The organism is Paraburkholderia sp. BL27I4N3, assembly GCF_003386115.1.
In the GTDB taxonomy this organism is placed as follows: Bacteria; Pseudomonadota; Gammaproteobacteria; order Burkholderiales; family Burkholderiaceae; genus Paraburkholderia.
The window spans coordinates 529,588-541,220 of record NZ_QREJ01000001.1 but is presented as its reverse complement, the minus strand read 5'-3'; the positions used below and the strand labels follow the sequence as shown (position 1 = coordinate 541,220).

Genomic DNA, 11,633 nt, shown 5'->3' with positions numbered 1-11,633 from the left:
GATTTACTCCCCCTTTCTGGTTGTTTCGTTCACAGCGTGCACCGCTTCGCGCTGGCTCGCGACCAGCGCCGCCAGCGTGCTGATCGAGCGAAAGTGTTCGCGCGTGCGCTCGTCGTTCGCTGCGATGGTCAGTTGGTATTGTTTGCGCAGCACGATGCCGATTTCGAGCGCATCGATCGAATCGAGGCCGATACCGTCGGTATCGAACAACGGTGCATCGTCGTCGATATCGGCCGGGCTCAGGTCTTCCAGATCGAGCGCTTCGATCAGGAGCTGTTTAATTTCGAGTTTTAAAGAATCCATAATCGAACAGGTGCTGGGTAATGTGGGCTTCGACGGCGCTCGTCACGCTGCGCGCCGCGAGAGCCGGTGGAGTGTCATGAGCCGCGAGCTGATCGACGCCGAGCGGCTCGAGCACGTTCACGCGTATTCTGAACGCGCGCGCCGGCACGTCGTACCAGCGCATCTGCTTGGTGAATGCGGGCGGATCGCAATCCATCAGCACCGGGACGATCGGCGCGCCGACCTTCAGCGCCATGTGCGCGAAACCGCGCGAAAACGCGTGCAGCCGGTTCGGCGCCGGGCTGCGCGTGCCTTCCGGAAAGATGATCATGGTATAGCCCGCGGCCAGTTGCTTCGCGCCCGCCTCGACGAGTTCGGCGGGATCGGCATTGCTGACGTATTCCGCCGAGCGCACGATGCCCCAGAAACACGGGTTGCTCCAATGCGCGTTTTTCACCACGCAGCAGGCATGCGGCGTGAGCGACAGCAGCACCATCACGTCGAGATAGGTCGGGTGATTCGCGACCACGATCGCCGGGCCGCCCGCGCGCAAGGCCTGCACGCCGGACACTTCCAGTTCCATCACGCCGATGCGTTGCAATACCGCGACCAGTGCGCGGAAAAACCAGTGAATCACGCTCGTCACCGCGAACTGGCGCGAGGCGCGGTGCGGCCACACCCATGCGAGCGGAAACACCACCACGGAAAACAGCACGCCGCACACCCCGAAGACCACGAAAGCCATGCCGGTCGCGCAGAATCGCCAGAAGTAATCAAGCCGCGCGGCCATGCCACCTCCAATGCCACGTGGCGCCGGCGTTTTGCCAGGCGGCGGGCAGGCCGGTTTCCAGACAGTGCTGCAGCGCCTGGCTCTGGGTTGCGAAGAAGATTTCCGGGGCGGCGCTATTTTTGCCGCCTGTTTCGCCTGTTTCGCCTGTTTCGCCTGTTTCGCCTGTTTCGCCTGTTTCGCCTGTTTCGCCTGCTTCGCCGGTCTTGCCAGCGCGGGCTTCGCTCACCGGAGCGGAGTCTGATTGGCCTGCGCGCGACACCGTGCACTCAAGCTCGCCCGTCGCCGTTTCGCTATCGAGCAGGAGCGCGATCGCGCCGCCCTGCACTTCGTCTTCGATCGTGCCGTATGCCGGATCGGCCGGTTCGTCCGCGTACACCAAGAGCGTCGGCGAATCCGGCTGCGTGGCGTATTGCGCATGGGCCTCCAGAAGCGCGTAACCCAGCGTTTCCGCGCCGGCCGAGATCGCGCTCGCCGCGGAGCGATCGCCGCGCGCAATCCCGAACACGCCGGTCATGGCATTGAGCACCGAGAGGCTGAAGGCGGTCGGCGAGACCGGCTCGCCCGCGCTGATGGCGCGCAAGATATTCGTGGTGCGCCGCAATTCGCCGTGGCGCGAGGCGAACACGACCCGCACCGCGTCCCGGGCGACACAATCGTGCGCAACCTTCAGCGCCACTCTGGAGAGAGTGCTCAGACGACGCCGCACGATCGGCTCGATGAAGCCGATATCGGGTGAGGCAGATGCGGCAGCAGGCCAGCTAGACCAGCGAGCGACCGGAATGGTCCAGTGCAGATCGGGCATATCGGGTTCGCGCGTAGAAGCGAGGAGAGGCTGAAGCGCCTGACGGAATACGGCACCGTCACAGCGTTCACGCGCCGCGCGGACCGGCAAGCTCCAGCCGGGGTCGATCCAATCTTCTAATAGGGTTCAGCGGATTAACGGCACATGGCCCCCGATTATTTAGGCGCCTTTGTCAATTCGTCTGAAGGATAGTCGCGGGCCCCTCGGGTCGCCGGAATCATACTGAATATTCTCGGATAAATCAGCTTCAAAAGACGTATCCATCTGTATCCGTATCTCTCATACGACGCCCGGCTGAAAAGCAAAGGCGCCGGCCTCCAGCGCCGTTTTCCAGCTTGGGAACGGACCCGTTATCCGCTAGCAGCGCGGCTGTCACCGACTCTGAAGTCGGAACTATTTCGCCGAAATACGGCAATACTTTCAATTTACTTTCTTAAAAAGTGTTTCAGATTGGAAGACGCTGGCGTTGTTTGCCGACCTCTTTCTGAACTCGCGACGCACGGTCAACTCGGATGTGCCCTTTAAGAAATGCAGATGTCCGAGTGCGGTATCGGGCGTAGAGCTTCATGCCCGCCGACGCTGAAAAGCAGAACCGGCCCGGCAGGGTGACCTGGGGGCCGCTTAACCTACACCGACACCGCCGATTCGACGCGTCAGCCAGGTACTATTTACTGAACGACTTTCGCACCGGACGCCGGCATTGGCGCGGCGGCGGGAGCCGTACCGGTCGCCACCATTTCGTTCGATGGGCCGCCACTCTTACCGACCGGAATCTTTACCGTGTGAACCACACCGTTGCCGAGTGGGAAATCGGCCAGCGCGCTACGCGCCAGATACGGCATGGCCCGAACCAGCGAGGACTCGCCGCCCGTATTGCGCGCCGTCACGTTGTAGACCTCCTTGCCGCTCGCGCGCTCGGTAATCCGCACGCCCAGCAGGTGGGTGAAAATCGGATAGCTCTGGTTCACGTAAGTGGCCGGGAATGCGCCCCACGGGCCCCACGGATCGAACGGCCGGCCATAACCCCAGTACGGCGCCGGCCATGGGTTGTAATACACCGGCTCCGCAACCGTCACCATGTCCGAACGAATCCCGTAGGACAGTCCGACCAGATAGCGCGCCTGCGCGCCGTCGACCTGACGGAACGAATGGGTGGCGAGTTCGTTCGCGACCAGGCGCTCGTAGGTGCTGAGTTCGAGATTATTCTGCTGGTCCGCCGCTCGCGTGAACGCATAGGTACGCGTGGCGTCACTGCCGCTCCAGTCTGAAAAGGCCGTGACCTGGGTGGTGACGTAGGTCGTGCAGCCGGAAAGCAGCACCGCCAGTGCGCCCAGCAGCAGCGTGGCGTGGCGGGTCCATCGATCGATTTTCATGGTCTACCTCGTGAAGCTTCCAAGTTGCTTCTGTATTGTCCGTCAAACCCGGCCCCGTCGACGCACAGGCATTCCCGCGCTCGGGCGCCCGATAATACGCTGACCAGCCGACTCGGTAAAAAGTTCGCTCCGCACAATTCGCCGAGGCTTTGTACAATGGCTCGACATGCCCGGCCCGCGCGCCAGAAGCGCGCTCGCCGGCTCGAGTTCCAACACTACAGAACGCCATGGCCGATACCGCAACGCCCAATGTGATTCGCCGCGCCGACTACGCGCCGCCCGCCTTCCTGATCGACACCGTCGCACTGGAGTTCGATCTGGTTCCCGAACGCACGGTGGTCCGCAACACGATGCGCGTGCGCCGCAATCCGGAGGCGTCGCGCGCCGCGCACCTGGAGCTGATGGGCGAACAACTGGAGTTCGTCAGCGCCGAGATCGACGGCCAGCCGTTCGCCAACGCCCACGCGCACGAACACGGCTTGCGGCTCGACAACGTGCCGGATCAGTTCGAACTGACGCTCACGAGTCTCTGCAATCCGGCTGAGAACACCACGCTGTCGGGCCTTTACGTGTCCGGCGGCAACTTCTTCACGCAGTGCGAGGCCGAGGGCTTTCGCCGCATCACTTACTTCCTCGACCGTCCGGACGTGATGGCGACCTTCACGGTCACGCTGCGCGCCAATAAAGCCGATTATCCGGTCCTGCTGTCCAACGGCAACCTGCTCGAAGAAGGCGATTTGCCTGACGGCCGCCACTTCGCCCGCTGGGAAGATCCGTTCAGAAAGCCGAGCTATCTGTTCGCGCTGGTCGCGGGCAAGCTGGTCGCCCTGGAAGAGCGCGTGAAGAGCGGCTCGGGCAAGGAAAAGCTGCTGCAGGTGTGGGTCGAACCGCACGACCTCGACAAGACCCGCCACGCAATGGATTCGCTGATCCATTCGATCCGTTGGGACGAGGAACGCTTCGGGCTCGAACTCGATCTGGACCGCTTCATGATCGTCGCGGTGAGCGACTTCAACATGGGCGCGATGGAGAACAAGGGGCTCAACATCTTCAACACGAAGTACGTGCTCGCGAACCCGGAAACGGCAACCGACACCGACTTCGCGAACATCGAGGCCGTGGTCGGCCACGAGTACTTCCACAACTGGACCGGCAACCGCGTGACGTGCCGCGACTGGTTCCAGCTGAGCCTGAAAGAAGGCCTGACGGTGTTCCGCGATCAGGAATTCTCGGCCGACATGGCAGGCGGCGCCACGGACGAAGCCGCGCGCGCCACCAAGCGTATCGAAGACGTGCGCGTGCTGCGTCAGATGCAGTTCGCCGAAGACGCGGGTCCGATGGCGCATCCGGTGCGCCCGGAAAGCTACGTCGAGATCAACAACTTCTACACGATGACGGTCTACGAGAAAGGCTCGGAAGTCGTGCGGATGTATCAGACGCTGTTCGGCCGCGACGGTTTCCGCAAGGGCATGGACCTGTATTTCAAGCGTCATGACGGCCAGGCCGTGACCTGCGACGACTTCCGTCACGCGCTCGCCGACGCCAACGGCCGCGATCTCACGCAGTTCGAGCGCTGGTACAGCCAGGCCGGCACGCCGCGCGTGTCCGTGCGCACGCACTACGACGCCGCGCAGCAACGTTACAGCGTGACGCTCACGCAAGGCTACGGCGAAGGCGCTCCGGCCGCGCGCGAAACGCAAAAAGGCCCGCTGCTGATTCCGTTCGCGATCGGTTTGATCGGCAAGGACGGCCGCGACCTGCCGCTGCAATTGCAAGGCGAAAATACGGCCTCGGCCTTCACCACGCGGGTGCTCGAATTCACACAGACCGAACAGACTTTTACGTTCGTCAACGTGGCGCAGGAGCCGCTGCCTTCGCTGCTGCGCAATTTCTCGGCGCCGGTAATCGTCGAATACGACTACTCGGCGGAACAGCTTGCGTTCCTGCTTGCTCATGACAGCGATCCGTTCAACCGCTGGGAAGCCGGCCAGCGGCTCGCCACGCGCGAACTGCTCACGCTTGCAGGACGCGCCGCCACCGGCGTGCCGCTGCAACTCGACGACTCCGTGGTGGCCGCGTTCGCCCGCGTGCTGACCGACGAAACGCTCTCGCCTTCGTTCCGCGAACTCGCGTTGATGCTGCCTTCGGAAGCGTATCTCGCCGAGCAGATGACAGAATCGAATCCGGCCGCCGTCCACGCCGCGCGGCAATTCGTGCGCAAGCGTCTTGCCAATGCACTCAGGGGCGACTGGCTCAAGGTGTACGAGCAGCATCGCACGCCGGGTGCGTATGAAGCCACGCCCGAAGCGGCGGGTCATCGCGCGCTGAAGAATCTCGCGCTGTCGTACCTCGCGGAACTCGACGATCCTGCCGAAACCGTGCGTCTCGCGTCCGCGCAGTACGATGCGGCGAACAACATGGCCGACCGCTCGGCGGCGCTCTCCGCGTTGCTCAATGCGTCGGCGGCGAATGGCGGCAGCGCCGAGGCGCAGCAGGCGCTGGACGACTTCTACCGGCGCTTCGAAAAGGAGCCGCTCGTCATCGACAAGTGGTTCGCCTTGCAAGCCACCCAGCGTGGCAGCGCGCACCGTCCGGTGATCGGGATCGTGCGTAAGCTGATGACGCATCCGGCCTTCAACCTGAAAAATCCGAACCGCGCGCGCTCGCTGATTTTCAGCTTCTGCGCGGCGAATCCCGCGCAGTTCCATGCCGAGGACGGCTCAGGCTATGCGTTCTGGGCCGATCAGGTGATCGCACTCGACGCCATCAATCCGCAGGTGGCTGCCCGCCTTGCCCGCTCGCTGGAATTGTGGCGCCGCTTCACGCCAACGCTGCGCGACGGCATGCGCGCGGCGCTGGAGAAAGTGGCGGCTCAGGTGAAATCGCGCGACGTGCGCGAGATCGTGGAGAAAGCGTTGGCATAACGCTCGCCAGAGCGCTGTTGTCACATCGAAAAGCCGGCACGCGTTGCCGGCTTTTTTTCGTCCTGCATTTTTCGGAAGCACGACGCGACCGCGCGCGGCGACAACGTTAGCCATCTGGACGACTGTTCGACTTGTGCCGATGGGGCGAAAGTAAACGTATTCATTTAACGGTTTACGTTTAACGCATTGCGTTATATCATCCCATGATCACGACATTCGGCGACAAAGCTACGGCGGGAATCTTCCAGGGCAAGTTCGTGTACTCATTGCCGCTTCACATGCAGGCGCTCGCGCGCCGCAAGCTGTTCATGATCGACGCCGCGGAATCCATCCGCGACCTGCATGCGCCGCCGGGCAACCGGCTGGAATCATTGCAGGGCCAGCGCAGCGGGCAATGGAGTATCCGGATCAATACGCAATGGCGCATCTGCTTTCATTTCGTCGAAGGGGAGGCGCTGAATGTCGAAATTGTCGACTATCACTGATTATTGGGAGACCGGCATGGTCATCAAACGCTCCGATCTGGGCAGCATCGATTTCTCGGACATCGGCACCGGCGACAGTATCCCGGAAAGCCATCCGGGCGAAATTCTTCGCGGCGAGTTCCTCGAACCGCTCGGCATGTCGGTCAACGCGCTCGCACTTGCGCTGCGGGTCCCGGCGCCGCGCATCAACGACGTGGTGCGTGGCAAGCGCGCCATCTCGGCCGACACGGCGCTGCGGCTCGAGCGCTACTTCGGCGCGAGCGCGCAGTTCTGGCTCAATCTGCAAATCGCCTACGACCTGCGCGTCGCCACCGCGGCGGCGGGCGAGCAGATCGAGCGGGAAATCGAACCCATGCCGAAGGCCCAACGCCCGAAAATGCGGAAGATATCGGCCGGACACGCCCGCGCCGCCGCGCTCGCAGCCAGCGTGAGCGGCAAGGTCACGGCCGGCAAGGCGCGCCGCAAAGCCTGAATTTCGCCGCGCACCGGCATGTCCGGCGCGATCGCTGTGCAAGGTTCCCGCGCAAAAGCGCGGAAGCGACACAACGAACGGTTAAAATCGGAATATTCCTCAAGCCTTCCCGGAGTACAGCATGGCTTTGCAACGTCGTACCACTCTCACGAAGTACCTGATCGAGCAGCAGCGCGAAACCAACAATCTGCCGGCCGATCTGCGCCTTTTGATCGAAGTCGTCGCGCGGGCGTGCAAGGCAATCAGCTACCACGTCAGCAAGGGCGCGCTGGGCGATGCGCTCGGCACAGCGGGTAGCGAGAACGTTCAAGGCGAAGTGCAGAAAAAGCTCGACATCCTGTCGAACGAAATCCTGCTCGAAGCGAACGAATGGGGCGGCAATCTCGCCGGCATGGCTTCCGAGGAAATGGAACAGTTCTTCCCGATCCCGGCGAACTATCCGAAGGGCGAATACCTGCTTGTGTTCGATCCGCTGGACGGCTCGTCGAACATCGACGTCAATGTGTCGATCGGCACGATCTTCTCCGTGTTGCGTTGCCCAGACGGTCAACAACCCACCGAACAGTCGTTCCTTCAGCCGGGCACGCAGCAGGTCGCCGCGGGCTATGCGGTCTACGGTCCGCAAACCGTGCTGGTGCTAACCACCGGCAATGGCGTGAACTGCTTCACGCTCGACCGCGAACTCGGCTCGTGGGTGCTCACGCAAAGCGACATGCGCATTCCGGTCGAAACGCGTGAATATGCGATTAACGCTTCGAACGAGCGCCACTGGTATCCGCCGGTCCAGCAGTACATCGGCGAATTGAAGGCTGGCAAGGACGGTTCGCGCCAAAGCGACTTCAACATGCGCTGGATCGCCTCCATGGTGGCGGACGTGCACCGTATCCTGAATCGCGGCGGCATTTTCATGTATCCGGCCGACAAGCGCACGCCGGACAAGCCGGGCAAGCTGCGCCTGATGTACGAGGCGAATCCCATGGCCTTCATCGTCGAGCAGGCGGGCGGCGCCGCAACCAACGGCGAGAAGCGCATTCTGGACATCCAGCCGAAAAGCCTCCATGAACGCGTCGCAGTGTTCCTCGGCTCGAAGAACGAGGTGGACCGGGTTACACGCTACCATCTCGAAACAAAAAAGTGAGTGCAGGGGCTTGCCAAGCTGATTAAGAAGTCCCTATAATCTCGTTTCTCCTGATGCCGGAATAGCTCAGACGGTAGAGCAGCGCATTCGTAATGCGAAGGTCGGGGGTTCGATTCCTCTTTCCGGCACCATCAAGATTCAAGCAAAAAGCCCAGTCCTCGCGACTGGGCTTTTTGCTTTTCTGTGCATGCTTTGGCCGCGTCCGCGCAAAAGGCACCTTAAGCAAACCGCGCTACGGCTCACCCACAAAAACCTGGCCGATCGAATTGCGCTGTCACGCCGAGGTTGCGTGCCACAACGGAATTTTCCATACGGGCCGGCTCTGGCTGTTGAGCGCCATAGGCGGCGACCGCTTCCTGCGGTGTCGACGAGAACCACAAAATCCGGCCGTCACACTCGATTCCGACCTGATAACCTTTCCAGTACACGGCGTTTTCCATGGCGAACTCTCCGAGGGGCGAAGACTGCCATCTTCCGCGCTGGCCGTGGCGCGTCCGTTAGCCACCGCACTCTGGGCGCGGATAATCGTTTCAATGACAGGCGGCGATTTCCGGGCTGACGCGGCGCGCGTGCTCCGCCTTCACTGGCATCATCGTCGGGCATACTCCGTGCAGCTTCACCAATATTCGCCTGACGCGCCGGGCGATGTTCACCTATTCATCGATATGGACACCAGCCGCAACAAAGCCCGCTCGACGTCGCCGCCGTCCGACGCACCCGCCTTCACCGGCTTCGTGCGTGTGCGCGGCGCTCGCGAACACAATCTGAAGAACATCGACGTGCAGATTCCGCGTGATGCGCTGGTCGTCTTTACCGGCGTGTCCGGCTCGGGCAAATCGTCGCTGGCATTCGGCACGTTGTACGCCGAAGCGCAGCGGCGCTATTTCGAATCGGTCGCGCCGTATGCCCGGCGCCTGATCGAGCAGGTCGGCGTGCCCGAAGTGGACGCCATCGAAGGCCTGCCGCCCGCGGTCGCCTTGCAGCAACAGCGCGGCACGCCGAGCGCGCGCTCGTCGGTTGGCAGCGTGACCACGCTGTCGAGTCTCGTGCGGATGCTCTATTCACGCACTGGCGACTATCCGCCGAAGCAACCCATGCTGTTCGCCGAGGATTTCTCGCCGAACACGGTGCAAGGTGCCTGTCCGACTTGCCATGGACTCGGCCGCGTCTACGAGGTCACCGAAAAATCTATGGTGCCGGACGACTCGCTGACCATTCGCGAGCGCGCAATCGCTGCATGGCCGCCCGCCTGGCACGGACAAAATCTGCGCGACATTCTGGTGACGCTCGGCTACGACGTCGATAAACCGTGGCGCGATTTGCCGAAGAAAGACCGCGACTGGATTCTCTTCACCGACGAACAGCCGACCGTGCCCGTCTACGCCGGCCTCACGCCGAAGGAAACCCGTGCCGCGCTCAAGCGCCAGGACGAGCCGAGCTATCAAGGCACCTTCACGGGTGCGCGCCGCTACGTGCTGCATACGTTCGCCAACACCCAAAGCGAGTTAATGAAAAAGCGCGTGTCGCGGTTCATGATCGGCAGCGTCTGTCCGACCTGTCATGGCAAGCGGCTCAAGAAGGAAGCGCTGTCGGTGAAGTTCGCCGGGCTCGATATCGGCGAGTTCGCCCAGTTGCCGCTAGCCAGACTCGCCGAGATGCTCGAACCGATCGCGCGCGGCGAGTGGCCCGAGCCGGATGTCGCACATGCGGGCAAAGACGCAGCCAAAGGCAGCGTGCTGAGCAAGAACGCTATGCGCGATGCCGTCGATAAACGGGTCGCCGCTGGCGGTTCCGCGCATAAAGCCGCGCCTGACGTACGGCGCACGCCCAACCTGTCCGCAGAAAAACGCGTCGCCGCGCAACGCATCGCAGCCGAGTTGCTCGAACGCATAACGACACTGGTCGATCTGGGTTTGGGCTATCTCGCGCTGGAGCGCAGCACGCCCACGCTGTCATCCGGCGAATTGCAGCGCTTGCGACTCGCCACGCAGTTGTCGTCGCAGTTGTTCGGCGTCGTATATGTGCTCGACGAACCATCAGCCGGACTGCATCCCGCGGATGGCGAAGCACTCTTCAGCGCGCTGCAGAGCCTGAAGGCCGCGGGCAATTCGCTGTTCGTCGTCGAACACGATTTGCAGATGATGCGGCGCGCCGACTGGCTCGTCGATGTCGGTCCCGCGGCTGGGGAAGCAGGCGGCCATGTGGTTTATAGCGGGCCGCCTGCCGGCCTCGCGAAGGTCGAAGCGTCGCATACGCGCCGGCATCTGTTCGCGCCGCCCGCGCCGGTCGCACGCGCGACGCGCAAACCAGCCGGCTGGTTGAGGCTCGCCGGCATCACGCGCAACAATCTGCACGGGCTGGACGCCGCGTTTCCACTCGGCTGCCTGACCGCCGTCACGGGCGTGTCGGGTTCGGGCAAATCGAGCCTCGTGAGCCAGGCGCTGCCGGAACTGGTCGCCAGCCACCTCGGACGCGTCTTCGAAAATCCCGACGACGACGAGCAGGACCCATTGCTTGCCGCCGCGAGCGCGCCGACCGGCGGCCGCATCGTCGAAGGCATGGACGCGCTGCGGCGGCTCGTGCGCGTCGATCAGAAACCGATCGGCCGCACGCCGCGCTCCAACCTGGCCACCTACACGGGCCTCTTCGACCACGTGCGCAAGCTGTTCGCCGACACGCCGCTCGCCCGCAAGCGCCGCTACAGCGCGGGCCGCTTCTCGTTCAACGTGGCGCATGGCCGTTGCCCGACGTGCGAAGGCGAAGGCTTCGTCAGCGTCGAACTGCTATTTCTGCCGAGCGTCTATGCGCCCTGCTCGACCTGTCACGGCACGCGCTACAACACGCAGACGCTGGAAGTCACATGGCGCGATAAGAACATCGCCGAGGTGCTCGGCCTGACCGTCGACGCCGCATGCGATTTCTTCGCCGACGATGCCAGCGTGATGCGCGCGCTGAAAGTGCTGCGCGACATCGGCCTCGGCTACCTGCGGCTCGGTCAGCCGGCCACCGAATTGTCCGGCGGTGAAGCTCAGCGCATCAAGCTCGCCACGGAACTGCAACGCGCACAACGGGGCGACACGCTGTATATCCTCGACGAACCGACCACAGGCCTGCATCCCGCCGACGTCGACCGGCTGATGGTGCAACTTCAGGGACTCGTGGATGCCGGCAATACTGTCGTCGTGGTGGAGCACGACATGCGAGTGGCCGCGCAAAGCGACTGGGTCGTCGACGTCGGTCCGGGCGCCGGCGATGCCGGCGGCAAGATCGTGGCGAGCGGCACGCCGGCCGAGGTCGTGCGCGCGAAGGAGAGTCGCACGGCCGAGTATCTGCGGCAGCTCCTCGTAGTGTGAAAGAAGGAGGCGCG

General features: G+C 63.1%; 10 protein-coding genes and 1 tRNA gene. 6 read left to right on the top strand and 5 right to left on the bottom strand.

The window, feature by feature from the left end:
- Positions 1-3: 3 nt before the first annotated feature.
- The 4 genes from B0G71_RS02470 to B0G71_RS02455 all read right to left on the bottom strand — a co-directional run bounded on the left by B0G71_RS02470 (position 4) and on the right by B0G71_RS02455 (position 3,247).
- Positions 4-303, bottom strand: a complete 300-nt coding sequence (locus B0G71_RS02470) for a phosphopantetheine-binding protein (RefSeq protein ID WP_106283313.1) — start codon at positions 301-303, stop codon at positions 4-6.
- The gene (locus B0G71_RS02465; RefSeq protein ID WP_116118065.1) at positions 278-1,072 is read right to left on the bottom strand and encodes a 1-acyl-sn-glycerol-3-phosphate acyltransferase; all 795 of its coding nucleotides are present in this window, start codon (positions 1,070-1,072) and stop codon (positions 278-280) included. Before B0G71_RS02465 ends, B0G71_RS02470 begins: the two co-directional genes overlap by 26 nt.
- Positions 1,056-1,874, bottom strand: a complete 819-nt coding sequence (locus tag B0G71_RS02460; protein WP_116139513.1) for a beta-ketoacyl synthase chain length factor — start codon at positions 1,872-1,874, stop codon at positions 1,056-1,058. The genes B0G71_RS02465 and B0G71_RS02460 overlap by 17 nt, the downstream gene beginning before the upstream one ends.
- Positions 1,875-2,542: 668 nt before the next feature.
- The gene (locus B0G71_RS02455; RefSeq protein WP_116139511.1) at positions 2,543-3,247 is read right to left on the bottom strand and encodes a DUF4136 domain-containing protein; all 705 of its coding nucleotides are present in this window, start codon (positions 3,245-3,247) and stop codon (positions 2,543-2,545) included.
- Between the two features lie 227 nt (positions 3,248-3,474).
- Here B0G71_RS02455 and pepN point away from each other — a divergent pair, with 227 nt between their 5' ends.
- From pepN to B0G71_RS02430, 5 genes are all read left to right on the top strand, one after another.
- Positions 3,475-6,171 (top strand): aminopeptidase N, encoded by a 2,697-nt coding sequence (pepN, locus tag B0G71_RS02450; protein WP_116139509.1) that lies wholly within the window; start codon positions 3,475-3,477, stop codon positions 6,169-6,171.
- A gap of 203 nt (positions 6,172-6,374) precedes the next feature.
- Positions 6,375-6,656, top strand: coding sequence for a type II toxin-antitoxin system RelE/ParE family toxin (locus B0G71_RS02445; protein WP_116139507.1), 282 nt, complete (start codon positions 6,375-6,377; stop codon positions 6,654-6,656).
- 16 nt (positions 6,657-6,672) lie between these two features.
- The gene (locus B0G71_RS02440) at positions 6,673-7,128 is read left to right on the top strand and encodes a HigA family addiction module antitoxin (RefSeq protein WP_116139505.1); all 456 of its coding nucleotides are present in this window, start codon (positions 6,673-6,675) and stop codon (positions 7,126-7,128) included.
- Between the two features lie 121 nt (positions 7,129-7,249).
- The gene (locus B0G71_RS02435) at positions 7,250-8,266 is read left to right on the top strand and encodes a class 1 fructose-bisphosphatase (protein WP_116139503.1); all 1,017 of its coding nucleotides are present in this window, start codon (positions 7,250-7,252) and stop codon (positions 8,264-8,266) included.
- 55 nt (positions 8,267-8,321) lie between these two features.
- Positions 8,322-8,397 (top strand) — tRNA-Thr (locus tag B0G71_RS02430).
- Between the two features lie 108 nt (positions 8,398-8,505).
- On the opposite strand, the gene B0G71_RS02425 is transcribed toward B0G71_RS02430, so the two are convergent.
- Complete coding sequence (locus B0G71_RS02425; protein WP_116139501.1) at positions 8,506-8,706, bottom strand: hypothetical protein; 201 nt, start codon at positions 8,704-8,706, stop codon at positions 8,506-8,508.
- Between the two features lie 225 nt (positions 8,707-8,931).
- On the opposite strand from B0G71_RS02425, the gene B0G71_RS02420 reads away from it, so the two are divergent.
- Positions 8,932-11,619: an excinuclease ABC subunit UvrA gene (locus B0G71_RS02420; RefSeq protein ID WP_116148280.1), complete on the top strand. Its 2,688-nt coding sequence runs from the start codon at positions 8,932-8,934 to the stop codon at positions 11,617-11,619.
- Positions 11,620-11,633: the final 14 nt, after the last annotated feature.